Annotated in this window: 24 protein-coding genes; 7 read left to right on the forward strand and 17 right to left on the reverse strand. The window is 45.4% G+C overall.

Going from position 1 to position 25,239, the window contains the following annotated elements:
- Position 1 precedes the first annotated feature (1 nt).
- Positions 2-1,252, reverse strand: a complete 1,251-nt coding sequence (locus AC812_RS01175) for a glycosyltransferase family 87 protein (RefSeq protein WP_061916336.1) — start codon at positions 1,250-1,252, stop codon at positions 2-4.
- Between the two features lie 59 nt (positions 1,253-1,311).
- Between AC812_RS01175 and AC812_RS01180 the strand changes: the two genes are divergently transcribed.
- A complete protein-coding gene (locus AC812_RS01180; protein WP_061916332.1) occupies positions 1,312-2,115 on the forward strand; it encodes a nitrilase-related carbon-nitrogen hydrolase in 804 nt (267 codons plus the stop codon).
- Here AC812_RS01180 and AC812_RS01185 read toward each other — a convergent pair.
- Positions 2,112-3,632, reverse strand: a complete 1,521-nt coding sequence (locus AC812_RS01185) for a hypothetical protein (protein ID WP_061916329.1) — start codon at positions 3,630-3,632, stop codon at positions 2,112-2,114. The genes AC812_RS01180 and AC812_RS01185 overlap by 4 nt on opposite strands.
- The gene (locus AC812_RS01190; RefSeq protein WP_061916326.1) at positions 3,629-5,314 is read right to left on the reverse strand and encodes a hypothetical protein; all 1,686 of its coding nucleotides are present in this window, start codon (positions 5,312-5,314) and stop codon (positions 3,629-3,631) included. The genes AC812_RS01185 and AC812_RS01190 overlap by 4 nt, the downstream gene beginning before the upstream one ends.
- A 220-nt stretch (positions 5,315-5,534) precedes the next feature.
- Between AC812_RS01190 and AC812_RS01195 the strand changes: the two genes are divergently transcribed.
- Entirely contained in the window at positions 5,535-6,701 is a 1,167-nt protein-coding gene (locus AC812_RS01195; RefSeq protein WP_145962554.1) for a hypothetical protein, read from the forward strand.
- A gap of 67 nt (positions 6,702-6,768) precedes the next feature.
- Here the strand turns inward: AC812_RS01195 and AC812_RS01200 are convergent, their stop codons facing one another.
- A complete protein-coding gene (locus AC812_RS01200) occupies positions 6,769-7,896 on the reverse strand; it encodes a hypothetical protein (RefSeq protein ID WP_061916320.1) in 1,128 nt (375 codons plus the stop codon).
- Between the two features lie 159 nt (positions 7,897-8,055).
- Here AC812_RS01200 and AC812_RS01205 point away from each other — a divergent pair, with 159 nt between their 5' ends.
- Positions 8,056-10,110, forward strand: a complete 2,055-nt coding sequence (locus tag AC812_RS01205) for a thioredoxin domain-containing protein (protein WP_061916316.1) — start codon at positions 8,056-8,058, stop codon at positions 10,108-10,110.
- Here AC812_RS01205 and AC812_RS01210 read toward each other — a convergent pair.
- Positions 10,035-10,859, reverse strand: coding sequence for an alpha/beta fold hydrolase (locus AC812_RS01210; protein ID WP_061916314.1), 825 nt, complete (start codon positions 10,857-10,859; stop codon positions 10,035-10,037). The genes AC812_RS01205 and AC812_RS01210 overlap by 76 nt on opposite strands.
- A 90-nt stretch (positions 10,860-10,949) precedes the next feature.
- Between AC812_RS01210 and murA the strand changes: the two genes are divergently transcribed.
- Complete coding sequence (gene murA, locus AC812_RS01215) at positions 10,950-12,230, forward strand: UDP-N-acetylglucosamine 1-carboxyvinyltransferase (protein ID WP_061916310.1); 1,281 nt, start codon at positions 10,950-10,952, stop codon at positions 12,228-12,230.
- 57 nt (positions 12,231-12,287) lie between these two features.
- On the opposite strand, the gene trxA is transcribed toward murA, so the two are convergent.
- The 8 genes from trxA to AC812_RS01255 form a co-directional block, all read right to left on the reverse strand.
- On the reverse strand, positions 12,288-12,647 hold the full coding sequence (trxA, locus tag AC812_RS01220; RefSeq protein ID WP_061916307.1) for a thioredoxin: 360 nt from the start codon (positions 12,645-12,647) through the stop codon (positions 12,288-12,290).
- Between the two features lie 175 nt (positions 12,648-12,822).
- A complete protein-coding gene (locus AC812_RS01225) occupies positions 12,823-13,263 on the reverse strand; it encodes an Hsp20/alpha crystallin family protein (protein WP_061916304.1) in 441 nt (146 codons plus the stop codon).
- A 105-nt stretch (positions 13,264-13,368) separates the two neighbouring features.
- The gene (locus AC812_RS01230) at positions 13,369-14,109 is read right to left on the reverse strand and encodes a response regulator transcription factor (protein ID WP_061916301.1); all 741 of its coding nucleotides are present in this window, start codon (positions 14,107-14,109) and stop codon (positions 13,369-13,371) included.
- A 4-nt stretch (positions 14,110-14,113) separates the two neighbouring features.
- Entirely contained in the window at positions 14,114-14,353 is a 240-nt protein-coding gene (locus tag AC812_RS01235; protein ID WP_061916297.1) for a hypothetical protein, read from the reverse strand.
- Positions 14,354-14,366: 13 nt separating this feature from the next.
- Positions 14,367-14,900 (reverse strand): double zinc ribbon and FHA domain-containing protein, encoded by a 534-nt coding sequence (locus AC812_RS01240; RefSeq protein ID WP_061916295.1) that lies wholly within the window; start codon positions 14,898-14,900, stop codon positions 14,367-14,369.
- On the reverse strand, positions 14,897-16,372 hold the full coding sequence (locus tag AC812_RS01245) for a VWA domain-containing protein (RefSeq protein ID WP_061916292.1): 1,476 nt from the start codon (positions 16,370-16,372) through the stop codon (positions 14,897-14,899). Before AC812_RS01245 ends, AC812_RS01240 begins: the two co-directional genes overlap by 4 nt.
- 10 nt (positions 16,373-16,382) lie before the next feature.
- The gene (locus AC812_RS01250) at positions 16,383-17,294 is read right to left on the reverse strand and encodes a PP2C family protein-serine/threonine phosphatase (protein ID WP_061916289.1); all 912 of its coding nucleotides are present in this window, start codon (positions 17,292-17,294) and stop codon (positions 16,383-16,385) included.
- A 24-nt stretch (positions 17,295-17,318) separates the two neighbouring features.
- On the reverse strand, positions 17,319-19,193 hold the full coding sequence (locus AC812_RS01255; protein ID WP_061916286.1) for an outer membrane protein assembly factor BamB family protein: 1,875 nt from the start codon (positions 19,191-19,193) through the stop codon (positions 17,319-17,321).
- Positions 19,194-19,542: 349 nt separating this feature from the next.
- Between AC812_RS01255 and glnA the strand changes: the two genes are divergently transcribed.
- A complete protein-coding gene (gene glnA / locus AC812_RS01260) occupies positions 19,543-20,961 on the forward strand; it encodes a type I glutamate--ammonia ligase (RefSeq protein WP_061916283.1) in 1,419 nt (472 codons plus the stop codon).
- Positions 20,962-20,964: 3 nt separating this feature from the next.
- On the opposite strand, the gene AC812_RS01265 is transcribed toward glnA, so the two are convergent.
- From AC812_RS01265 to cax, 3 genes are read right to left on the reverse strand one after another with little or no spacing between them, the layout of a single operon-like run.
- The gene (locus tag AC812_RS01265) at positions 20,965-21,306 is read right to left on the reverse strand and encodes a gamma-butyrobetaine hydroxylase family protein (protein ID WP_061916280.1); all 342 of its coding nucleotides are present in this window, start codon (positions 21,304-21,306) and stop codon (positions 20,965-20,967) included.
- Between the two features lie 13 nt (positions 21,307-21,319).
- On the reverse strand, positions 21,320-21,787 hold the full coding sequence (locus AC812_RS01270) for a hypothetical protein (protein ID WP_061916277.1): 468 nt from the start codon (positions 21,785-21,787) through the stop codon (positions 21,320-21,322).
- 32 nt (positions 21,788-21,819) lie between these two features.
- Positions 21,820-22,911, reverse strand: a complete 1,092-nt coding sequence (cax, locus tag AC812_RS01275) for a calcium/proton exchanger (protein WP_061916274.1) — start codon at positions 22,909-22,911, stop codon at positions 21,820-21,822.
- Between the two features lie 102 nt (positions 22,912-23,013).
- On the opposite strand from cax, the gene AC812_RS01280 reads away from it, so the two are divergent.
- Together AC812_RS01280 and rpe are read left to right on the forward strand one after the other, a co-directional pair.
- Positions 23,014-24,087: a protein kinase domain-containing protein gene (locus AC812_RS01280; RefSeq protein ID WP_061916271.1), complete on the forward strand. Its 1,074-nt coding sequence runs from the start codon at positions 23,014-23,016 to the stop codon at positions 24,085-24,087.
- Between the two features lie 14 nt (positions 24,088-24,101).
- Complete coding sequence (gene rpe, locus AC812_RS01285; RefSeq protein ID WP_061916268.1) at positions 24,102-24,797, forward strand: ribulose-phosphate 3-epimerase; 696 nt, start codon at positions 24,102-24,104, stop codon at positions 24,795-24,797.
- 25 nt (positions 24,798-24,822) lie between these two features.
- On the opposite strand, the gene rpmB is transcribed toward rpe, so the two are convergent.
- A complete protein-coding gene (gene rpmB / locus AC812_RS01290) occupies positions 24,823-25,050 on the reverse strand; it encodes a 50S ribosomal protein L28 (RefSeq protein ID WP_346265122.1) in 228 nt (75 codons plus the stop codon).
- Positions 25,051-25,239 lie beyond the last annotated feature (189 nt).

Below are 25,239 nucleotides of genomic sequence, written 5' to 3' on the forward strand. Positions count from 1 at the left end.
TCTACGAAGATGCCCTGGATTCGAGCGTTTCAAACCACAATCGCGGTGGTCTAACAGCCCACCAGCGATTCCAATACAGGACGAGGATCAAAAACAGGGGTAATGGCAGGAACATCACCGGGCTTTGAATGGGTTGGTAATCCATCTCTACTGTGGTTAGAAAAATCTCCCAGATTCCGACAAAAAGTAAAAACATGGTAGCCACGGAAAGAACTACTCCCCGATTCCGCCAACGCTCAACCCAAACAGCGAAAGTTAAAACAACCCCCGGATAAGCCACGATGAAATTACCAGGATCGGTTTGCAACCCGACCCAAAAGCTGACAGTTATAGTGAGACACGCGGTCCACAAAAAAGCTCGAAATTCACTCTTTCGATTGATGAACCATTCCACCATCAAAATCAACACCACCATCCCGGAAACCACTCGGCCAAGGCGCTCACCTCCCTGTGGGATAATTGCCCCTAATGCAGCCGGCAAAGTACCCGGAGGATTATAAGATGGATAGCGTAGAACTTCCCGTAAGTTTTGGATGATCCAATCCGGGATCAAAATTAACGCCAAACCAATTAGGAAGCCCATACCAATCAAAAACCAGATGATAATTTTCCAGCGGCGATGGCTGGCCGCCCAAAATAACACAAACACAATCAACAACAAAACAACCTGCGGTTTGATGGTGATTAAAGCCATGAGAATCCCGGCCAGCTCATCATTACCGGCGCGGACGGCAAGTAATATCCCCACTATGGCGAGGGCGATTAAAATGACCACATTCCCCAGAATCACTGGTCTTAAGGCATGATACCAGAAGACCGAAAACAATAAAAACAAGGCCAGAATGAGCGGTTTTGGCCGCCATCGTACCAACCCTAAAGACAAAAACGCCATAAGGATCAAACCGGATTCCAAAACCGCCATCCAAACCGCACGGGCAAGGTTGTAATCTGCTATCAGCGCAAACGGCAAAAAGACGAGAATCGAATAGAGAGGATAAGCAACCCGCAATTCATGTTCACCCGCCCTGGCTGGCCGGCCATACACCATATTTTGAATGCGAAGTGCCACCTCATCAGAATACGGGCTCAACCCATCTTCAAAAAAGGATTTCGTTCCCATCCAGTGAACTAAAAAATCATTGCCCCCTGGATTTTGAGCCGTATAACGATAATTCCCCCACACCAACAGACCAAACAAACCACTTCCGAGCACAAAAAGCACTATAATTGCCAATGAGGAATTTCGTGACATCGAGAACGCTTCTCCTTAAAGTACCGACCAACCCCTAATCAATTATAATTCAGCCCAGTATGAAGACAAAAATTTCACTTGCCCAATTTGAAGTTCAAATTGGAAAGCCTGAGCAAAATTTTAAAACAGCACTGCCCTATATTGAACAGGCTGCCCGCTCAGGCTCTTCAATCATTTTACTGCCCGAATTATGGAGCAGTGGTTACGATTTACAAAACGGTTCAACATATACCCAAATTAATCAGGAAATTATTGGCGAGTTAAAGTCACTTTCCGAACAATATCATCTTTCTATTGGGGGGTCTTATATCACTTGCGACGAAGTGGGCTGCCGCAACACTTTCTTGATCACCTTGCCGGATAAAAGTGTCACTCCTCCTTATCACAAAGTCCATTTATTCCGTCTACTAGATGAAGATCAGTTTTTTCAGCCGGGTGACCAATATCTCTCCGTTGATTTTAACTGGGCTAAAGCCGGTTTGGCCATCTGTTATGATCTTCGTTTTCCGGAATTGTTCCGTTTTTATTCAAGGCAAGGTGCATCTTGTGTTTTGATCGTTGCCCAATGGGGTGCCAAACGTGCCGAACACTGGCGCACATTTCTCAAAGCCAGAGCCATCGAAAATCAATTGTTTGTGGCGGGTGTCAATGCAATTGGAATGATTGGAAATACCCCACTGGCCGGGTACAGTGCAGTCGTATCTCCGTGGGGAGATGTACTGGCAGAAGGGTCTTCCAATCAAGAAGAATTAATCACCGTAGAAATGAACTTTGATTTAATTGATGAGGTAAAACAACACTTGAATTCAGGACAGGATCGCCGTGATGATTTGTATAAGGAATGGTATAACCGGTTTCCTTAATCCGACTGGTCCCCCTCTCGTGCAACGACAATACTGACCTCATCCTCGTAGAGTACTCTCCAACCCTTTTTGATTAATTTCTCTACTACGGGTTGTTGGGGCTCAATCAAAAACCAGCCGATTTTCCATTTTTCTACGGCTTCTTCCCACCCCTCACCGGTGTTGAGAATGTTCAGCCAATCCTTCAGAATTTCATCGCCAAATAGGTCGGTTCTCCCGTCAACAAAGACCGGTGTTTCAGGCATATTCCAGATCAAATAACCTCCCCAACCGTAACTATTCCATAATCTGCCGTCCGGAATTCCCTTCTCTTTCAAATACGCTACGGCTTTTTGAGGATAGAACCGAGCCTCATAGGCACTAACCACCACTGGATGAGTCACATAAAACCATTTTCCAATGGCAACCATTCCCAGTAATCCGATTATCGTCATATTGATGACCCGGCGAAAGTTGAATGGAAAAACAACCTGGTTTCGACTCATCCGATTACCATGTTGATTAAAGAAATTTTTCAAATTTTTTGTAATATCAACGAAGATCTCAGGCAAATGATTACCAACGGTCAGGGTAGCAAAAATCGCAAACGGTGCAAAATTGCGTTTTGCAACCAGGGCTAAATAAGTAAATCCCAAAAAGCCGACAATTTCAAAACCACTGACCGTCTTTTTTGAATATGCGAATGAAAAGATAACAATAAAAAGTAAAACAAGAAATGGCTGCATTGCCAGTTGATGAAAATCAGGTGACGCCCACTCATCAATCAAGGATTGCAAGGTTTGCACCCCTACGGTCTTAAAAGGAACAATCAGGGTATTTAAACCATTCGGATTGATTAAGACACCTGACAAAGCCACCAGTATCCAAATGAAATATTTTTTCAGCCTCCCAAATCGCTTCCCTTCATTCGAGGGTATCAAGAGAGAATCCAGGATCTCGCCCGCCAGCAGAAAAAGTAGAAGAAAAATTCCCAAACCATATCCACCGTGAAGATTGGACCAAAGAACAAACAAAGTAAAAAACCATATCGTACCCTGAAAACCGCCATGCTTCCGATATGTTCGAATCAGCCCCAATAAAATTACGAACATCAATAACGAAAATATTTGCGGGCGTGGTGACCAGACGAAAGAACAGATGATCGCAGCCAAAATCACAAACCACGCTTTAAATAAGGCTCCGCCCTCCATGATTTTATATAATATTCCCATACTGGCTACCGCTGTAATCGCTACACATAAACCCAACCCCCAAAAACCGGCATTTTCAAAAAACCAATAAAGAACAACCTCACCCAGCCAAGAATGATTAATCCAGTTCTCCCCTGCCCGGGTATAAGAAAACACATCCTTTAGCAGTGGACTTCCGTTCTGAATTGTCCATTGACCTGCCCTGAGATGCCACCACATGTCGCTGTCCAGCGGCACACGCACAGCCATGATAAACACCAGCAACAGGGTAATGCAAAACAGCAAATTATCGAGGTTTTTTTGATCTTTTTCCAAAAGGTTGATCATTGCGCGCTATCAGTTTGAATAAATAATTTTTCGAAATCAACTATCCGTATAGGATTTGACAGGTTGTAATAAATGACAAAGTCACCAATCTGTTTCTCGTTCCATAAAATTTTTCTCTCTTGGAGCAAACTACGCAGTTTTTGATCCAGGGCAGGATTTCGAGTGGTTATCAAAGCCACCTTGTCCGATTCCTCAACCATTTGTGTATAGAGCGGGTAACGATCATCGCGCCGCGTATATCTTAAATCTGGATGATACGGGAATCGGGGACTGAAAATGATCTCTTCGTGTGTAAGAAACGCCAGCGGATAAGCAACCCAGTAGTTCGTATAACCCCTCAATTCGCCATTTTCCCGCAGATATTGAATTACTTCCGGCATATCTCCCATATCCACCCGTGCAGGGGCGTAAAATTGGGTTGTCAAACCCGGTGGATTGGATGCTGTACATTGCAAATTTCCCCACAGGTTGAAAAGTGCAATCAACCCGGCCAGACTTAAATATGCAGGCTTCTTTTTACCCCATTCATCCAGAACTTTTCCCCCCATCAGACTTAATACCAGCCAAACGGGTAAAAAATATCTTCCACTTGGGTCAACACCAAACGAAGTAAACACAAAACCGAGAATGAAAGTAAAGATAACCCCTTCAATCACTTTGACTTGAAACGAACGAGGCGATCTGATCCAATCCCAAAAAATTTTCCCCCATAAAAGTAATGTGAATGGGATCAATGGCAATCCCAGCCAGAAAACATCCCACGGAGGACGCAACCCGATTGCAGCAGGCAAACCCAACACTACAAAGTAGACCATATGATTAATCGTTCTTAACCAAAAAGGCTCACGCTCCACTGCCACAGCCGCACCGAATAATTCGTGAATCAGTGAGCCTAAGCCATTTTGAAATGCAAAAAACCACCAGGGAAATGAGCCCACCAGTAATCCCACCAAAACCAGGGTTATCCTCCAGGTAATGATTCTTAAGTTTTTAATCCGGAAGGTACGAAGTAAAATTCCGATACCTGCCGGAACACTGTAAACCATAGTCAACCCATTCACCCATAATCCAAACCCACACAAAAAACCCCATAACAACCACAAAATAACGGAGTGGCTCCCTAGTCTAAATGTACGCATTCCTGATGCACGATTAACTTCTGTATCGGCTTCACCACCGCTTTTACTAACTCGAAAACTGATTTCTGAACTTGCTTCTGAATATTTCAACAAGTAAAATGTTGTTATCAAAATTAAATTCCCGATCAGCAAGGCTTCGCCATATCCCCCTAAACTGACCGTAGTATATAGCGTCGTATTGACCGGCGGTATTGCCAGTAATAAGGTAGCGATCAAACCGGCACGGAACGATCCAAAAAATTGATAACCGACCCAAAAACCTGTCAATATCGTTAAAAGATATAAAATTACCTGAACAAGCCTGATTCCAAAAACCGATTGACCAAAAGCCTTAAAAAAAAATGCTACAAGGAAGGCATCTAAACTGCCCATGTAGGCCTGTCCGTAGAAAAAGATGGGCTTTTCCCCCGCCAATATGTGGCGAGCCATTAACCCCACCACTGCTTCATCTGCATTGAAGGGAAAAACATTTAAAACAAGCAGGGAAACTTTCAGAGATAGCCCCAGTAAAATCACGAAGGCCAAAAGCAGGTATCGCTTCATAGTTGAATGGTAGTAAAACCTTTTTGCTTGAAAATACAGTAATATTATTGTATTCAGGATTGGAATTCACTACCAAACAATTTTATCGGGGCATTACCCAATGATTCAAAACCTGAAGAAAAAAGCCTTTCTTTTTGTTGTTATTTTTCTTTTCAGCCTTTTATATTTTATTGGAATTCGTGAAGTTCCCTTTCACCCAGATGAAAGCACCCAAATTTTCATGAGCCGGGATGTTGATTTTTTCTTCTCCCAACCTTCCTACCTTTCCTATAATCCAAACAATTCTGAAGATTTGCGTCAGCGATACCGATTGCTTGATCCACCTGTCAGCCGCTGGTTTATCGGCATGTTCGGCTTGATTTTTAAGGTCCCCCCGTTACCGGCCGATTGGGATTGGGGAAAATCGTGGGAAGAAAACGTACAATCGGGTGCTTTGCCTCCCCCATCCACCCTTTTGATTTCTCGATTAGCAGTCAGTTTCGTCTTTCCGTTGCTTCTTTACTTTGCTTATAAAACGGGCGAAGTGCTGGCCGATAAGAAAACTGCCTGGCTTAACCTTGTTTTTACAGCCTTGAATGCCTTAATCCTGCTCCATACTCGCCGGGCAATGGCAGAAAGTCTTTTAGCCTTTTTTTCTTGCCTTTCTCTTTATCTTCTGGTTTCAGGGAAAAAGCCCGTTTGGCTGCTGGCAGTTCCAATCGCATTGGCATTTAATGCCAAATACTCAACCGCTCCACTGGTTTTGGCTGGATGGATTAATTGCCTGATGAGTTCTTCAAATTCGCCTTTCCACCATCGTTTGAAACCGGTGCTGCTTTATTCAATTATTTTTATCCTGACTACATTTTTACTCAATCCGGTTTTATGGTCATCCCCACTGGATGCTTTGAAAGCTGCCGCCAAAGAAAGACAAAATTTATTAGCCGCTCAAACGACTGCAATTGGAGGTTTCAATCCCTCTCAAACACCCCAAACCGTTCCAGAACGTTTATTGGCACTAATCGCCCAGATTTATATCGCCCCACCAGCGGTTGCTGATGTTGGAAACTATCTTTCTGCTACAGAACTCCCCGCCCAAATTTACTTCTCCCGCCCATGGAATAATCTAACCAATGGATTTTTCAAGGGAGGCTTCTTTCTTTCCCTGACCATCATTGGCCTGTTCTGGATGATCCGCCGGCATTGGAGTTCAATATGGAAATTTTCAAATCCGGCCACTCTTTTTCTGCTGACTTTTATCGTTCAATTCGCTGGAATTATCGGTGGAATTCCACTCGCTTTTCAGAGGTACTATCTACCCCTTATGCCTTACATCACCTTCTTCATTGGATACGCCATAAGCCAGGGGATTGATCTTGGTAAAAACACAATCAAACGTTCGATTTAAGAAGGATTGGCATGGCGCCGGGATGTCAGAAGTCATGCCAATCCTTTAAGTCCCGCAAGCAACAAAATCAAATATGCTTGTAATATACTCGATGATTCTTATAGGGTATTCCCCCGACATTGATCAGATCTTTTCGCATTTGAACAGCCGTTTCTGCCACCTGGGTCAATTCAAAATGTTCAAATCCATATTCCTTGATGGTTTTATCCATTTCTGAATATAACAAGGCATTTCCACCTCGTCCCTGATATTCCGGTAGAATTCCCGCTCCATTTAAAGACACCCATTTCGTTCTCTTCATTTCCGCCAGTAAATCAATAATTGCCCAGGGCGTCAACCGGCCTTTTGCCCGTTGTAGTGCCGCCGAAACATCTGGAAAACCGAACAGGAATCCCACAATCTTATCCCCATAGAGAATGACTTTAATCAAACGCGGATCGGCAATCGTCAACAGGTTCTGCACCACAAAATCAATCTCCCGCTGCGTCAAGGGGTAATATTCCCAATTGTTCACAAAAGTCTTGTTATAGGCTTCTCCAATTTGAGGTGCGTAAGCCTTTAATTCCCGCTTGGTATTAAAGGTTACTACCCGAAAAGTGCCCTTTTCCTTGACCCGCTGGGCAACCAGATGAACTTTTTCTGGCATCTGAAATTTATCCCGATGAAGATAACACGAGACGAAGTCCACTTCTTTTTGAAATCCCAAATTTTCTACCAGCTTCACGTAATAGGGAGGGTTGTAATTCATCATCACCATCATTTGGCGGTGTTCAAATCCTTCAATTTGAATACCGTAACCATCAAACGGACTTAAGCCTTTGGGACCAACCACTTCATTCAATCCACGAGCATGCGCCCATTCAAACACCCGATTGAACAAAGCGTTAGCCACATCTTGATCGTCAACACATTCGAACAAATAAAACTGAGCCTGACGGGTGTCATGGTATTCGTTGAAAGGCTTATTCTCCAACGCTCCAATACGGCCAACCATTTCCCCATTCATGCGAGCCACAAAAAACTCCCCTTCGGAATGTTCATAAAAGGGATGTTTTTTCGGATTCAACATCAACTTGATATCACTCAGAATGGGCGGTACCCATTGAGGAATATTTCGATAAATTTTGAAGGGAAATTCAACAAATTCATTGACCGCTTTTTTATTGGATAAGTCAACCTTTTCAATTGTGATCATCTCTCACCTCACAAGGGATTAATGATGAAAATTACAAACTGATGATTGAGTATACTCCCTTTTGCATGACCCAAGCAAAAATTCTGGTTATATTTTGGAAAAAAATATCTGCAAACTTTTGGATAAATAAGGTAATATAAAGTATATATAGGTGTGACCATGCCCAATCGTTTAATCAAAGAAACCTCTCCATATCTTCTACAGCATGCCCACAACCCCGTGGACTGGTATCCATGGGGCGATGAAGCCTTGCAAAAAGCAAAACTGGAAAATAAGCCCATTTTTCTCTCCATCGGTTATGCTGCGTGTCATTGGTGCCATGTAATGGAAGAAGAATCTTTCAAAGACCCTCGCACCGCCAGTTACCTCAATCAATACTTTGTGCCCATCAAAGTGGATCGAGAAGAACGCCCCGATTTGGACAATCTATATATGAGCGCGGTCATTTCAATGACGGGTCAAGGTGGCTGGCCGATGAGCGTTTTTTTGACGCCTGACCTTAAACCTTTCTATGGGGGAACCTACTTTCCGCCGGTTCCACGCTATGGAATGCCCTCTTTTTTGGAAGTTTTAGAAGGCATTCAGCAGGTTTGGCAAACCAATCGGCAAAACATCGAATCGGTTGCCGAAAAAGTTTCAGAATACCTTCAGGAAACCAATCAGTGGCGTACTGTTACCGCATCTCAAATCAACCCGGAGCTGTTGGATCAAGCCGCAACAAACTTGATTCGGCATTACGACCGTCAAAATGGGGGCTGGGGCCGTGCGCCTAAATTTCCACAGCCCATGGTGATTGAGTTTCTTCTACACCGTCATTTCAGGGGCCAACCCGAATCGCTGGAGATTGCACGACACGCGCTCGATGTGATGCAAGGGGGTGGTCTATGGGATGTTGTTGGGGGTGGTTTTCACCGTTACAGCACCGATAGTCGCTGGCTGGTGCCCCACTTTGAAAAAATGCTTTATGATAACGCCCTGCTTGCCCAGACCTATCTTCATGCCTACCTGCTGACCGGTGACATTGAATATCGTTACACCTGCGAACGGACTTTGGATTTCATTTTACGAGAAATGACCCATTCCTCAGGTGGTTTTTATTCAAGCCTGGATGCCGACTCGGAAGGCGAAGAAGGCAGGTATTATCTTTGGAGCAAAACCGAAATTCTCACAGCCCTTCAAAATCTTCCGGAAAGAGAGATTTTTCTGGCGACTTACCCACTACCAGATGAGGGAAATTTTGAAGGCAAAATTATCTTACAGAGTCGCGCTCCTTTCAATATTCTTGCTGCCGACCAGGGCTTACCGGTGCAAGAATATCTGAAACAGCTGGATATTCCTATCCAGGCACTTCACAGAGCACGCAGTGAACGGATTCGTCCTCACACGGATGACAAAATCATTGTTTCTTGGAACGCTCTGGCATTGCGTGCCTTTGCCGAGGCCGGTCATTATTTACAACGGCAAGATTATTTACTGGCAGCCCAAAGAAATGCCGCGTTTATTCTTGAAAATTTGATAAGCGAAAACACTCTTTATCGCACATGGCGGCAAGGTATTTCTCGAACCCCGGCGTTTTTGGAAGATTATGCGGGTTTGGCGGTTGCCTTGCTTACCTTATATCAATTCGATGACAATTCCCGGTGGTATTTTGAAGCGCAGAGACTTGTGGAGTGGGTGATTGGTCGGTTCAAAGACCCTGAGGGCGGATTTTTCGATGCTGCCCAACAATCCTCAAATATACCCCTCCTCCCTAAATATCCACAGGACAACCCCATTCCATCGGGAAACGCCTTGGCTGCTCACGCCTTGATGCTTCTCTGGGCATTGGATGAACGCAGTTCCTATCAGGAAATCGCTCTTGAATTACTGGCAACTCTACAACAAACCGCCGCAGAATATCCAACCGCCTTTGCATATTGGCTGCAGATTCAGGATTTTGCCGCTGGCCCAATTCAACAAGTCGCGCTGGTATCTCCCTCCTCATCTTTCCAGCCCCATTTGCAATGGTTTAGTCCGGCGGTGACACCCTACCATCCGCGTCGTATTCGGGTATATGCTTCTCTGCCGCTTTCCGAACACGCCCCAAAAATTTTTGAGGAAAAATCCACAATACAAAATCAACCTACGGCTTATATCTGTCAAAACTTTTCCTGTAAACAGCCGTTGGTGGACTTTGAGCAATACGTTCGAACCATTTCGGAAGGGTTAGCATAAAAGCTGAGCATGACTTGATTAAATAACCCGGGCTGATCAATAGGTAAGGCATGACCACCGCCCTCGATGATCACATGACCGCCGTTAGGTAACAATTCAACTAACCTTTTTTGCAAGTACAATGGTATGGTTGTATCCTTTGCTCCGCTAACAACCAGCACCGGGTTTGTGATCCTTTTGGCCAATTCCCGCCCATCAAACCGGGTTAATGCCAGCATGGCCTGGCGATACACCTTTGGATCAGCCTGTTTAATGCTTTGAGTAAGCATTTCCCGAAAAAGTCTTTTGTCATCGCTTGGGAAAATTCTACTGGCAACCAATTCAGCCTGAGCTTGTGGAGAAAGGAAAAACGCCCGCACCCCTCTGCGAACAAAATACCGAAACTCACTCCATCTGCGGGGACGTAACACAGCAAAAGTGTTGACCAGCACCGACATCAGCACAAGATCAGGATATTCTGCTGCAAGTTTCAACCCGATAACTCCCCCCATTGAAATCCCCATTAATCCCATTTTTTTGATCCCCGCGGAACGCAGAATTTGGACCAACTCTTGGGTAACCCGATCAAAATTCCACTGATCACCCTCAAAAATGGATTTTCCAAAGCCCGGTAAATCCGGTGCAATTACCCGATAACCAGCATCCAAAAGCGCAGGTATTTGAAAATACCATGACTCGGCATTTGCCCCCAAACCATGAAGCAGGAGAATTGGAAAACCATCCTGTCGGCCTTCACTTATAATATTCATAGAAGTTCTCCCTTTGAGGAAAATTTCACAATTTTGTTCATGAATTTTTCTTATAAGTTTATAATACTATCAACACCTCAGGAGGAACAAATGGAAAAATTTATTATAGAAGGCGGACATCCTCTGCATGGAGAGGTAACCCCAGCAGGCAATAAAAATGCAGCACTTCCATTGCTGGCAGCCTGTTTATTAACCGATGAACCGGTAATCCTGAGAAACGTTCCAGATATTCTGGACGTTCGTACAATGCGAGCCTTACTCGAAAGTCTTGGTGTTGAAATTAAACCACTGGATACCCACACATGGCAGGTTCAAGCCAAAGTCATCCGTCCTGCCGACCTGGATCCCGATTTGACTCGTAAAATTCGTGCTTCTATTCTTCTGGCAGGACCGATGACCGCCCGTATGGGTGAATTGCGGCTGCCTCCGCCGGGAGGAGATGTCATTGGCCGTCGAAGAGTGGATACCCATATCCTCGCATTGACCAAACTTGGCGCCAGGGTAACTTACGACCGTTATTTTTACTTTTCTGCAAGCGGTTTAACCGGTGCGGATATTCTGCTGGACGAAGCCAGTGTAACGGCAACTGAAAACGCAATTATGGCTTGTGTAACCGCCAGAGGTAAAAGCGTAATCCGTAATGCTGCTTCCGAACCACATATTCAGGAATTGTGCCACTTTTTGAATACCCTGGGTGCAAAAATTGAAAATATCGGCTCTAATACCTTACATATCACCGGGGTCGAGAAACTTCATGGGGGTGAATTTACTATTGGTCCAGATTACTTAGAGGTAGTCAGTTTCATTGGGGCTGCCGCGGTGACGAAAGGTGAAATTTGGATCCGCAACGCTGGTAATCAGTATCTGGATATGATACGTTTGGTATTTGGACGATTAGGAGTTCACTGGGAAACCCATGGAGATGATATTTTCGTCCCTTCAAAGCAGAAACTGGAGATTGAACCTGATCTGGGAAACGCAATTCCAGAAATCAGCGTGATGCCCTGGCCCTCTTTTCCAACCGATTTGATGAGCATCGCCCTTGTCGTCGCTACCCAATCAAAGGGGACAGTTCTCTTTCATGACTGGATGTACCCAAGTCGCATGTTTTTCACCGATAAGCTGGTGGGAATGGGTGCCCAAATCGTACTTTGTGACCCACACCGCTGCATCGTGCAAGGCCCCACGGAATTGTATGGTGAAAAAATGGAAAGTCCGGATATCCGCGCCGGAATGGCTCTGGTACTCGCCGCTCTTTCTGCCAAAGGCACTTCGGTGATCCGTAACATTGGTCAAATTGACCGTGGTTACGAAAAAGTAGATCAGAAACTCGCAGCCCTTGGGGCCAAAATTCAGCGAGCGATCGAATAACCATCAAAAAAAATCCCGGTGAGCCCGGGATTTTTTTTGAAAGTTTGTATTTTTTTTTCAATTGTTCTTGGCGGAAGCGCTTTGAACAACTTCCAAAAATTGATCCAGAATCTCACGCAGCATTCCCTCGGGCAAAGCACCCACCTGACGATGTACCACCTTTCCGTTGGCAACAAATAACATCGTAGGAATACCCTGAACGCCATAACGCATTGCCCATTCGGGGTTCTCGTCCGTATTAACTTTTGCGACAATTAATTTTCCAGCATACTCCGCAGCAATTTTATCGAGAATTGGAGCAACCATTCGGCAAGGACCACACCATGGCGCCCAAAAATCAACAATCACCGGCAGATTTGACTGAAGAACCGTTTTTTCAAATGCCGCATCGGTTACATGCACTGGTTCTTTAATCATTCCTCTCTCCTCTCAATGAGTTTAGTATAGTATACCATTTGATAAAAATTCATGTAGAATTTGATGCATTTTCACCACAAAAGTTGCACAAAAAACTCAGACCTCTCATTAAGGTGTGAAGTTGCCGGGAGAGGTCTGAGACAATTTCTCTCGTCTTCCTGATCACCGGTGATAATCACTTAACTTTTACCGAGATCGTCTTGGGACGAACCTCCTCCACCTTGGGCAATATCAGCGTAAGTATACCATTTTCATACTCGGCTTTGGCTTTGTCCACATTGACAGTCACCGGCAACTGGACAGAACGGGTGATCATGCCGCTCCGACGTTCGCGGATATGATAGATGGCATCTTCATTGACCTTTTCTTCTTTAACTTCACCACGAATAGTGAGCACTCCATTTGCAACCGAAATATGGATATCTTCCGGTTTTACACCCGGCAGAACAGCTTTGACGACCACCTCATCATTGGTCTGATACATATCCAGCGCCATCCACTCATATCCGCGCCAGCCTTCTAATTGGCGAGTTAACATGTTGTCGAAAACTTGATCCATCATTGAACGCAGTGTTGCCATTTCGCGGAAGGGATCAAAAACGGTCAGGTTTGCCATAATCCACCTCCTTCAGAATCAATAAATTCTTATGCTCTTATTTAACATCGAAGAACATAAGAATACTGCATAAAAATTATTAATGTTTTGTTGAAAAAATGCAGACTAATCGGATGATTTCTTGGACGCCTCTCGCGAGAAGTCCACGAAGCGATAGCCCACCCCTCTTTCAGTGAGAATATACTTGGGGTTTGCCGGATCTTTCTCCAATTTTTGACGGAGATAGTTGATATACAATCTCACATAATGTGGCTCATCTCGATATTCGTAGCCCCACACCTTTGAAAGCAATTGGTCATACGTCATGACCCACCCTGCATTTTGAACCAGATGATACAGCAGCCGATATTCTGTCGGACGTAATTTGACCAATTTGCCATCCACCCACACTTCTCGTCTGCCAAAATCAATTTTCAAACGATCGTCAATCTCATAGACTTCCTTGGAACCAAAACCGCTGGCTTCTGTTCGACGCAAAACAGCCCGAACCCGGCTAACCAGTTCCCTCGGACTGAAAGGTTTGGTTACATAGTCATCCGCACCCAATTCCAATCCACGCACCCGGTCATCCTCTTCCCCCTTCGCCGTCAACATGATCACCGGCACATTACTGATCTCCCGAATCATTTTCAAAACTTCAAAGCCATCCAGATCCGGCATCATAACATCCAAAATTACGACATCCGGCATGGCATCTCTGAGTTGATGAATTGCTTCGAGTCCACGGTGCGCTTCCACCACCCTGAATCCATCATGTTCCAGATTCAAACGGATGAAGCGTGCCATTCGTTCTTCGTCGTCCACAACGAGAATGACGCGATTCTTAAAATCTTCATCTTGAGACATGGGTTTATTCCCTTACGAAGGTTATAATCTCTTCTTCCTCACTGGTCGGTAGAATTTCAATGAAGGTAATTCGACTCATCGGCCAAATCACCGTCGTAACATTCGGTTCAAGATAGTGTAAATCCTTGCCATCCCTTTTTCTGGGATTTTTGAGGATAACTAAATTATCGGCGGGTGACGGTAAAGTGTCAACCTCACCAACGACGGGATCTTCATTTACAATGTGGAGGATTAAGGTTGGCATTGCACCGTTCCGTTTATTTGTGAATAATCAATTGAAATTTTAACTTTCCCAACGCAATGACATCCCCATGCTTGACCGGATAATCAACATGGGGCACAATTTTCTGTCCATTGACCCGGGTACCGTTAGCCGATCCCAAATCCATGATGGCTACCCGCTGCGATCCAATTTTGATTGCTGCGTGAAGTCGGGAAACCCCTTGCGTGTACGCTTCAAATTCAGATAAATCAACGTCCGGTAAAATGGGCTGCCCTTCGGCAATTCGCCCCAACGAAAACTCTGTCCTTCCGCTCAGGTGTATGGTTCTCCCCGAATCAATCATATGCAGAGATACAACCGGCTCCGATCCTTCGGCTACTGCTGTTTCAATTTTCACCTCTGGTATCGGCGCGCTGGAAAAAACTGCGCTTCCATTCAAAATATCCGAATTGACTTTTTCGAGATTTTGAGTGGTCAGCGTATCAACAGAAGTTAACTGGGCTCCACATTCACTACAAAACAAAGCACCCGGCAACTCCTGGTGCTGACAATTAGGGCATCGAATCATGACTCCCTCCTTGCCGGACTGGGCAATAAAAACAACGCTCGTGTGCCATACTTAATCTTCTTATCCCCTTCTTTACTGAATGAATGGGTTCTCTGAATATGATCCGCCTCAACAAGAACCGTTTTCGCCAGTTCACGATCTCCCTGTGCAAGCAAATGCGTCGCCAAATGCTGCAAATGGCGCGTTGCTTTCCCAATATCTCCTGCCAATACTTCCAGCCGGGCCTTTTCCTGCAACCGATAGAGGGTAATCTTTGACATTGCTTGAAGGATGGAAGTAGGGGGTTTCTCCGTCTGCCAATTCTCTCTGGTCTGTCGGGTAAGATGGATCGGATAACGGCCAAACGGATTCGCCAGGGATGGAACCTGCATTTGAATATGCCCTCTTAATAATTCAACCTCAATTTGGGTGCTGGAGAGAGGAGGTAGTTTGAATTCTAATATGATACTGGTTTTTTTTCCATACTCAATTGTACCCAAAGGTATGGGCGATTCATTGCCAAGTGGCGTTATATCCGGATGAATGCGAAATACATAGCGGAGCTCGATACCTTCAGCCAAATTAAAAAACCATTCGATTTTTCTCGCGTAACTGACGGAAATTGATTTGATTTTATTTTCAATAAATTGGGTTAAGTCCTCATTACGGCTAACATAAATCGCATTTCCTCCGCTTAAAGCCGCAATCCGATCCAGGAAAATATCGTTCCATTCGTCCCCTATTCCCAGGGCATTGATGGGCACACCTTCCTCTCTGGCCTGAGCGGCCAGATCAATGCAATTTTGTTCATCTCCGTAGGTATGCCCATCCGTAATTAAAATCAGCTGTTTAATCATTCCTTCCCGGCTAAACCGTTGAATGAGGTCATAGCCGGTAGAAAGACCCTGGAAGATTTCTGTCGCCCCTCCAACCTGCAATTTACTGATCACACCATCCACTGCCGCCGGATCTTCCAGCTCTTTCGGGGGCAAAATCACCTCAGCCCGATCACTGAATGCCACGATGGACAACCGATCCTTTGTTCTCAACTTCCTTGCCAGGTAGATGATATTTTGCCGCACCATGTCAATACGATCACCTCGCATAGAGTTAGACCGATCTACAACCAGGCAAACATGAATGGGTGGCAGGTCTTTGGGATCAGGTTGTTTGGGTGTGTCCAATTCCATCAGGACGTAAAAGAGTTGAGGCTCTTCCAACAATGGAATTTGTGACCGCCCGTAGGTGATCGAAATATTAACCGCCGGCAATTCTTTTAACTCCGCCGGGAGTTGTTCATCATAGGCTGTGCGTTTTTTAGGATTAGAAAGTACCTCGTAGGCTTCCTGGATTTGTAAAAACTTTTGTTTGGCAAATGGATCGGGATTAACATCCGGATGAAAACGTCGAGCAGCCTCGAAGTACGCCGTCCGGATTTCTTCCGCACTGGCATTGAAAGGCAATTCGAGGACTTGATAAAAAGTCGTTTTCATTCTTTAACTTCTAGAAATACTGAACTAGAACCACACTGATATTGTCTGGACCTCCAGCAAGATTAGCGGCATCCACAAGATTTTTACAGGCAACGGAGGGATTGCGGGCACTGGCAATGATTTGGAATATCTCAGCTTCCGGCACCACTCCCCATAAGCCATCGCTACAAATCATCAAATACCCTGGATGAGGCATTGGTAAGGATTGAATATCTGGACGGAACGGCTCGGCCTGACCGAGGGCACGATAAAGTACATTTCGATTGGGATGGACGGAAGCCTCCTGTTCGGTGATTTGACCCAATTCAACCAGGCGGCGCACCAGCGAATGATCCTGGGTTATCAACTGCATTCTACCATCCGGAAATATAAAATAGGCTCTGCTATCTCCCACATGAGTAATTGTTACCTGTTCGCCAATTACCAGCGCAGCGGTCAGAGTCGTTCCGCCGCCCGGAGCGCGGCGAGTGACAGATTGTTGGGCTTTTGCAACCGCAATCTCCATGACCTCTTGTAGGCTTTCGCCACTTGATTCTCCATCCACACTGATGTGAGGAAGGTAAATTTTGCTCAGGATGGTTTCTACCACAGCTTTTGCAGCCACACTGCTGGCAACTTCACCATATTCATACCCTCCCATTCCATCCGCAACAACGAATAACCCGAAAGGTATTTCATTATTCCCGTCAGCAAGGACGGCAGAAAGGGAAAATAAAGCATCTTCATTATGTTCCCGCTGCCTGCCAACCGATTGACCACAACCCACCAGAAAGTGAGGAGGGGACATGGAAACCGTCGGGATAGAAACAACCTGTAATTGCTCCTCAGTTAATGGAGCAGTTTGAATATTCTCCACCAAGGGGCGGGTTTGAATACTATCTTTTTTTTCACGACCAAAGAGATTCTTTATAAACTTAAGCACTATTCCTCCAAAAATTCCCGCCATTCATACCAAAATGGCGTAGAAAATGTGGTCTGCTGAACCAAAATAGACCGTATCGTTGAAGATCAATGGGGTACTTGTAATCGGACCTTCTGTTGCAAATTTCCAACGCAAGCGCCCGGTCTTCAACTCCAGACAATACAAATTTCCATCCGCCGAACCACAAAAAACCATCTCTTTATGCACAATCGGCGAACCACTCACCTGATGATTAGTCTGGTATTTCCAGATTTCACGGGAATTATTGGCATCAATGCAATAAATGTTGCCATCGGCTGAGCCGAAGAGCAAATAATGATCCATCCGGTACGGCGAAGATACCGAGCCTTTCATCATGCGATAGCGCCAAATCACCCAGCCACTTTTTGCATCCAGCGCATAAACCGATCCGTCCAGAGAAGTGAAATAGACAATTCCCTGGGCAACCAGCGGCGAAGAAGTGATCGCTCTTTTAGCGCGAAACCGCCATTTTAGCTGACCTCGAAAATCAACACACAAAAAATCTCCACCTTCATTTCCAAAATAAATCAGGTCATTGACGACCGCCGGTGAAGAGCGAATCGCCATCCCGGCATCTACTTTCATCACTCGCCGCATGGATAAAATGTTGACGCCGTACAGGAAGCCATCATCACATCCAAAAAATACATGCCCCTCAACGATTTTCGGAGAACTACGGATAGGGCTTTCCAACGGCAGGGTCCACGCCATTTTACCGGTCTTTGGTAGAATGGCATATAAATTCCCATCCTCAGACCCAACAAAAATCAAATCGTTGGTAATAGCCGGACGGGTGACGATTCCCCCATTGGTTGGAAATTTCCATTTGAATTCACCGTTGGTCGCATCCAGGGCGTATAAATTGTGATCGTAAGAGCCAACATAGATGATCCCATTGTCATAGGAAGCCGAGCCCCGAATTTCATCCTCACAGCGGAAAATCCAAATCGGTTTGACAACCTGTTCAGAAACTACCGCGGGCAGACTGATTCGAGATAAGGCACCGGTCTTCTTGGCTGCATTTAATAAGGCTTCTTTCATCGCTGCGGCAGATTGAAACCGCTCTTGCGGCGAATATTTCAAGGCTGTTTGGATGACGGTTTCCAGTTCGATACTCACGGCTGGATTGATTTGTCGAATCGGACGTTCCGCAAAGGAGAAAGGCGGTTCCATGCGAGGATCCCGTTTTGTAAGTAAATGATGCAGGGTTGCTCCTAATGCATAAATATCCGCCAGCGGCGAAGCTTCCCCTCGATACTGCTCTGGTGGGGAATACCCCTCCGTACCGATCATGGTTCCTTTTTGACCTTCACGGAACATTTTTGCAATCCCGAAATCAACCAGAACTACATGTCCTTGCTGGTTGATCATCACATTCGAAGGTTTCATATCCCGAAAGATAATCGGTTCCGGCTTGTGATTATGTAAGTACTCCAGCACATCACAAATCTCAATCGCCCAACTAATGACTTTATCCTCAGGAATTGGCCCTTCACTTTCGTTGAGGATCGCCTCTAAATCCTTCCCATTAATGTATTCCAACACCAGATAGGAGCGTTCTTCGTGAGAAAAGTAATCAAAGATTTTTGGAATGGATGGATGATTGAGTGTAACCAGAATATTGGCTTCACGTTCGAAGTTTTGCACCACCGTTTGACGCACCAGCGGATCGCGTGCCTGATTGATCATCTCCTTGACTGCAACAAGTTTTATCACATTGGGAAAATGCAGATCGCGAGCCCGATAAACCGAGCCCATGCCTCCAACCCCGATTACATCTTGTATTAAGTACCGATCAACCAGAACAAAACCTGTCTGCAATTGTTTGACAGGTCCTTGTCCTCCGCTAAAACTTTGAGTGATACGATGAGTATCCAGTTTAACCTCCCGGGACCGGAATCACCTTTCCCCCGAAAACACAATGTTATTAATCAAAGCCAAATAAGAAATCTTTTGAAATGCAAATGAAGAAGGGGTAGGATCAAACCTTTCGTATTGTTAAAATTATATCTACAAAACATCATTTTGCAACCAAAATACTCCTTTCATTCTCCAAACAAGTTTTCATTACCTTTCTTTACAAACTGGACGACGCCTCGGTTTTTGACTACAATCAAACTAATCTATGATATCAACCCTTCCAGACAAATGACTTTTTCTCAAGGATTGCCCCTTGAGGGAAAGTCGTTTTTTGTTCAACAGTCCTTACAATAATCAGGAGAGGGAAATGTTCACCAATTTTGATCAGGCTCAGGCTTTGGTAAAACAAAACGCAATTCGAATGATTGATTTAAAATTCAGTGATTTGTGGGGGCGCTGGCATCATGTAACAATTTCAGCCTCAGAATTTACTCCCTCGCTCATGGAGAATGGCGTGGGATTTGATGGTTCCAGCGTAGGCTTTAAATCTGTACGAGCCGGCGATATGGTTCTTGTCCCGGATTTAACTACCGGCTTCATGGATCCATTTTGGGAAATACCCACTCTCAGTTTTATATGCGATACGATGGAAGCAGACACCAAAGAACTTTTCTCGGCTGATCCTCGCGAGACTGCACGCCGGGCAGAGAAATACTTGATCGAGTCGGGAATTGCCGATAAATCCATTTGGGGACCGGAATTTGAATTTTATGTTTTCAACAGAGTGACTTTTGAAAACGGGGTGAATGTTGCCGCTTATCGGGTTGATTCGATCGAGTCAAACTGGAATAGCGCTCAGGGTGGACATGGTCATTTTATTCCCCTTCACGGAGGTTATCATGCCATTCCCCCGCGCGATCAGCTGTTTAACCTCCGTTCGGAAATTGTCAATACGCTTGAAGATATCGGATTAAAGATTAAGTATCATCATCATGAAGTGGGCGGCCCCGGTCAATGTGAAATTGAAACGCCTTTGTTAGAGATCATCTCAGCCGGTAATGCTTCAATGCTGATAAAATATGTTACAAAAATGGTCGCTTTGAAACATGGGCAAACAGCTACTTTCTTGCCCAAACCTCTTTTTGGGGAAGCGGGCAATGGCATGCACTTTCATCAACTCCTTCAAAAAGACGGTGTCAACATCTTTTATGACCCGGACGGCCCTCACCTTCTCAGTAAAACCGCCCTGTACTATATTGGAGGGTTACTGACCCACGCTCCCGCCATCTTAGGAATTACAAATCCCAGCACCAACTCCTACCGCAGACTGGTTCCCGGATTCGAAGCTCCTATCAATTGTTTCTTTTCCAGCGGTAACCGCAGTGCGGCCATTCGAGTGCCCCAATACGCCACCACACCAGATAAAGTGCGTTTTGAATTTCGTCCTCCGGATGCCACTTGCAATCCTTATCTGGCGATGGCAACGATGTTGATGGCGGGTATTGATGGAATTAAGAAACAAATTGACCCAAAAGATGCCGGGTTTGGGCCAATAAATGAGGACATTTTCTCCTGGCCACCAGAAAAACGGGCAACCATACTCAGTCTTCCAACATCCCTCGAAATGGCGTTACACGCCCTTGAAGAGGATCATCAGTTTTTACTGGAAGGAAGTGTATTCAGTGAGGAAATGTTGACGGAATGGATCCGAGTAAAGCGATGTGAAGAAAACCAAATCCGTACCCGTCCCCACCCTTATGAAATCGAGTTGTATTTTGATCTGTGACCGTCATTTTGAAGGGCGACAAATTTCACAAGGGCACAATTTTCGCAGGTAATGCCAGTTAAATATCCCAAAATGATGACCATCTTCCCATTCGATGGTGATGGCATAGCTCCCAACTGCTTCCAGCTTTTTCATTCGTGTTGCTGGAGATTCAGGAAGATTAACTTCAAAAACCTCTTCGTCCGGTTCTGAACGCATATATTCATGTCCGCCGCGGCAGGAAGCACACGGGCAGGCTGCCCGTAACAATCCAAAGGGATATTGGGAAACGTGTCCATCATCCCATTCTATCGTCAAAATCCGATTGGTGCGGTTGGCAGAAATTTTCGTCGGAAAATGATCCATGAAAAATACACCCTCAAGGTTGAGATTCGTTGTTCAAGTCAATCACCCTCAAAAAGCGAGAAGCAGCCCAGCCGCTTCTTTTATCGTCATACGGAGCCGTAAGATACCACCACACAAAACCATCTGCTTCTTTGGGACCATCTTCCACCTTAAACACTTCCGACTCATAACCGAGGAATAAGACATCTGCATTGGTTCCGGCATCTCGCCGGAGTCGCAACCCATCCCCACCTGTTCCCGAAATTTGGACAAATTTACCAACAGTAATCCCATCTATTGTAATCGAAAGAGCCGGTTGAGTAGCGGTGGGAGTGGAAAAAAGAGACATTTGACCAACAGAAGTGGTGGTTGGGGCTGCTACAATCGTTAATACCGCCGTTGCTTTCTGCCCCGATTCAACTTGTGCAGGCCGTAACAACAAGATTGCCGCAATGATGGCAGTAACCATCAGTATGGAAATCAAAACCGAGAGAAAAATCATCCTGAAGCCCAACCTTGGCAAACTTCTCATGGTTACCCCCCGGTCGGTAGCAGAAAAAAGCCTATCCCGAGGATTATGTAAACTCCAAGCAAGGCTGCTCCCTCCAACCAGTTTGACTCTCCGTCAAAAGCTACCATTGCGGCTATCACAACCCCGCCTCCTAACGCAAGCAATTCAAATCGGTTGAAAATTAAGGTTAGAGGATTACCAATCAACAAACTGATGAAAACCAGTATGGGAGCAACAAACAACGCAATTTGTAAACTGGATGATACCGCTATTTCCAAGGAAAGGTCCATATTATTCCGAACCGCCATTGTCACCGACACCAAATGTTCTGCAATATTTCCGATGAGTGGGATAAGAATCACCCCCAGAAAGAATTCCGACACACCAAGCGACACCACCACTTCTTCCACAGAACCAATCAGAAACTCGCTCATGATCACCACTCCCAGGGTGGATAATGCCAGTATGGAAATAGCACGCGAAGGCTTCCAACGCCGGTTGGCTTCGCTCTCCAATTCAACCCCAGCAACCGCAATCGGACTTCTGGCTACTTTCAGGGTGTAAATCAAACCCACAACATACAAAGCAATCATTACCCCCGCTACCCCAAGACTCAACAATTCAACTCCCCAACTCCCCTCGGCACCAATTGAATGGCTGAAAAAGGAGGGAATTATCAATGCAACAATCACCACGACCAGCATCACAGCATGGTTCGAAGATTGCTGACGATCAAAACTTTGAATCCCGTTTTTTAATCCTCCCAGGAGCATAGAAAGGCCCATCACCAGCAATAAATTTCCGATGATAGACCCGGTGATGGAGGCTTTTACCAGATCCAGCAACCCCTGGCGAATCGCTATAATCGTAATGATTAATTCCGCGGCGTTTCCAAGGGTGGCATTCAGCAATCCCCCAATTTTTGGACCGGTGTATGCAGCCAACGCCTCGGTTGACTCCCCAATTAATGATGCCAGAGGGATCACCGCAATCGCCGAAAAAACAAAAATCCAGATTGGCCTCCAATGGAAAATCTCAGAAACCACACTGAGTGGGATAGCCAGCAATAAAATGTGCAGGGGGTGTTTGCGGAAGTAAGAGATCAATGAATTCATGAACAATACCCACGATGAGAATACCTAGATTATAACTCCGATGCACCATTAGAAATTCGACTTTAGAGGGTGTGATATAATTCAGCCAATAATATCTCGGATATGGAAGATTCGAAAACTGTTGTACCCATTTTAGGCAACCGCTACCAACTGCTCCAAACAATAGGAACGGGTGGTATGGCAGTTGTCTATTTAGGCCGTGACACCATGCTCGAACGGCCAGTTGCCATCAAAATCCTGCGCGAGGACTATTCTAAAAACGAAGCCTTCCGAGAAAGATTTCGCTTAGAAGCCAAAGCGGCTGCAAACCTCTCCCATCCCAATATCGTAACGGTACATGACTTTGGCTTTGATTCCGATCGTCTGTTCCTCGTCATGGAATATTTACCGGGTACAGATCTAAAAACAATTTTGCGCGAGAGAACCCGTTTGCCGATTGAAGAAGCAGTCAACATTATTGTACAAGCCGCAGCCGGAATTGGCTACGCACATCGGGCAGGGTTAATCCACTGTGATGTCAAGCCTCACAATATCCTCGTTACTCCCGATCAGCGCATCAAGGTAACCGATTTTGGCATCGCCCGCGCAATGGCGAGTATTCATCCCGAAGAAAAATCGGATGTGGTTTGGGGTTCGCCGCTGTATTTCTCACCCGAACAGGCTGCTGGTGAACCTCCTTCACCCGCATCGGATGTGTATTCCTTGGGGGTGGTTTTATACGAAATGGTAACGGGAAGACTGCCCTTTCAAAGCAGCGACCCCGTTGAATTAGCCCGGATGCACCGGGAAGTACTACCACCGCCTCCTCGTCGCTTTAATCCTGAAATTCCACCCACCCTTGAGCAAATCATCCTGAAAGTGTTATCCAAAGAACCAGCAGCTCGCTATCGCACCGCCGATCAGTTTGCTAGGGTGTTATCTACCTTTTTACAAAATAATCCAGAAGCACCTGTTCCAACGCACCAAAACCCCAGCGAGGCAGATACTCAACCTCAATTAATTCCTGTACAACCGGCTTCCTCTTCATCGCTTCCCCAAACCTCCCAAGTGAGCGATGATGCCACCTTGAACATTGATTGGTTAACCATATTTCTTGCTTTGTTGGCCATTTTAGCGGTTGGCGGTTTGATCCCCTTCTGGTTGTATATCTGGTTTTCTTTCAATCCACCCATTTAAAAGGGATTACTGGCTTGTATTACCTGTCAGCTTCTATTCTTTCTGCAGATTTTGCTAACCTCGCGGATCAAATACGCCAGGCGGAGGATGCAGGTGTTGACTGGATTCACATTGATGTGATGGATGGCCATTTTGTACCCAACATTACCATGGGTCCATTCATCGTTGAAACCTGCCGGAGAATTACATCTCTCCCACTCGATGTCCATCTAATGATTGAAAAACCGGAAAATCACATCCAATCCTTCATTAACGCTGGTGCCAACTGGGTCAGCATTCATATTGAAGGCAATTCTAATGTCCATCGAACCCTTCAAGTCATCCAATCCCAAGACGCCAAAGCAGGCATTGTTCTGAACCCGGGAACCCCCGCTCAGGCTATCGAAGCGGTTTTACCTTTCACTGACCTGGTTTTAGTCATGACTGTTAACCCCGGCTTTTCAGGTCAATCCTTTATACCCCAAATGGTGGAAAAAATCAGTTCCATCAAGAAGATGATGAGGAAAACAAATCCAGACGCCATTCTTCAGGTAGATGGAGGAATTAACCCGCAAAACATCTCCGCTGTTGCTCAAGCCGGCGCCAATTGCTTCGTTGCCGCCACTGCCATTTTTAAGCATCCACAAGGAATTGCAGAGGGCGTAAATTCACTCCGAAAGCAATTACAACAAAAAATGCGGCTTTCGCCGCAAATTCAAGAAAGCGATTGATACCGCATCTCTCGAAAGGATTGAACTACTTGGTCTTAACCAATGTCCGAATGCATTTTGCACATAATACACGCCGAACTTTCCGACCGCTTTCCATCACCATTACCCGCTGCAAGTTGGGTTTATAGGAGCGGTTTGTGGCACGCATGGAGAAACTTCGGTTATGACCAAAAGTGGTTGTTTTACCGCACCGTTCGCATTTAGCCATGATCATCAAATCCTTTCCAGCAACAAAGCTTTCTTCCAGCCGCATAATGACCGGACGCAAGATGGTATTTTACCACACAGCGCATCTTTTTTCAATACGAATTGTTTGAGAGAGTTGAAAAATCAAGCGTAATACGCCGAGCAGGCTGTTTGAGGGGTGGAAAAGCCGCACCCGATGGGGTATCCACCCTAAAATAAAGGGGCTGTGTATCTTGATTTGACCTCTTCACCTCCA

This window comes from Bellilinea caldifistulae, assembly GCF_001306055.1.
Classification (GTDB): domain Bacteria; phylum Chloroflexota; class Anaerolineae; order Anaerolineales; family Anaerolineaceae; genus Bellilinea; species Bellilinea caldifistulae.

Bases quoted from the DNA above. Each gene is read 5' to 3' on its own strand.
- AC812_RS01175 (WP_061916336.1), bottom strand. From the start codon at position 1,252: ATGTCACGAAATTCCTCATTGGCAATTATAGTGCTTTTTGTGCTCGGA.
- AC812_RS01180 (WP_061916332.1), top strand. From the start codon at position 1,312: ATGAAGACAAAAATTTCACTTGCCCAATTTGAAGTTCAAATTGGAAAG.
- AC812_RS01185 (WP_061916329.1), bottom strand. From the start codon at position 3,632: ATGATCAACCTTTTGGAAAAAGATCAAAAAAACCTCGATAATTTGCTG.
- AC812_RS01190 (WP_061916326.1), bottom strand. From the start codon at position 5,314: ATGAAGCGATACCTGCTTTTGGCCTTCGTGATTTTACTGGGGCTATCT.
- AC812_RS01195 (WP_145962554.1), top strand. From the start codon at position 5,535: ATGAGCCGGGATGTTGATTTTTTCTTCTCCCAACCTTCCTACCTTTCC.
- AC812_RS01200 (WP_061916320.1), bottom strand. From the start codon at position 7,896: ATGATCACAATTGAAAAGGTTGACTTATCCAATAAAAAAGCGGTCAAT.
- AC812_RS01205 (WP_061916316.1), top strand. From the start codon at position 8,056: ATGCCCAATCGTTTAATCAAAGAAACCTCTCCATATCTTCTACAGCAT.
- AC812_RS01210 (WP_061916314.1), bottom strand. From the start codon at position 10,859: ATGAATATTATAAGTGAAGGCCGACAGGATGGTTTTCCAATTCTCCTG.
- murA (WP_061916310.1), top strand. From the start codon at position 10,950: ATGGAAAAATTTATTATAGAAGGCGGACATCCTCTGCATGGAGAGGTA.
- trxA (WP_061916307.1), bottom strand. From the start codon at position 12,647: ATGATTAAAGAACCAGTGCATGTAACCGATGCGGCATTTGAAAAAACG.
- AC812_RS01225 (WP_061916304.1), bottom strand. From the start codon at position 13,263: ATGGCAAACCTGACCGTTTTTGATCCCTTCCGCGAAATGGCAACACTG.
- AC812_RS01230 (WP_061916301.1), bottom strand. From the start codon at position 14,109: ATGTCTCAAGATGAAGATTTTAAGAATCGCGTCATTCTCGTTGTGGAC.
- AC812_RS01235 (WP_061916297.1), bottom strand. From the start codon at position 14,353: ATGCCAACCTTAATCCTCCACATTGTAAATGAAGATCCCGTCGTTGGT.
- AC812_RS01240 (WP_061916295.1), bottom strand. From the start codon at position 14,900: ATGATTCGATGCCCTAATTGTCAGCACCAGGAGTTGCCGGGTGCTTTG.
- AC812_RS01245 (WP_061916292.1), bottom strand. From the start codon at position 16,372: ATGAAAACGACTTTTTATCAAGTCCTCGAATTGCCTTTCAATGCCAGT.
- glnA (WP_061916283.1), top strand. From the start codon at position 19,543: ATGTTCACCAATTTTGATCAGGCTCAGGCTTTGGTAAAACAAAACGCA.
- AC812_RS01265 (WP_061916280.1), bottom strand. From the start codon at position 21,306: ATGGATCATTTTCCGACGAAAATTTCTGCCAACCGCACCAATCGGATT.
- AC812_RS01270 (WP_061916277.1), bottom strand. From the start codon at position 21,787: ATGATTTTTCTCTCGGTTTTGATTTCCATACTGATGGTTACTGCCATC.
- cax (WP_061916274.1), bottom strand. From the start codon at position 22,911: ATGAATTCATTGATCTCTTACTTCCGCAAACACCCCCTGCACATTTTA.
- AC812_RS01280 (WP_061916271.1), top strand. From the start codon at position 23,014: ATGGAAGATTCGAAAACTGTTGTACCCATTTTAGGCAACCGCTACCAA.
- rpmB (WP_346265122.1), bottom strand. From the start codon at position 25,050: ATGCGGCTGGAAGAAAGCTTTGTTGCTGGAAAGGATTTGATGATCATG.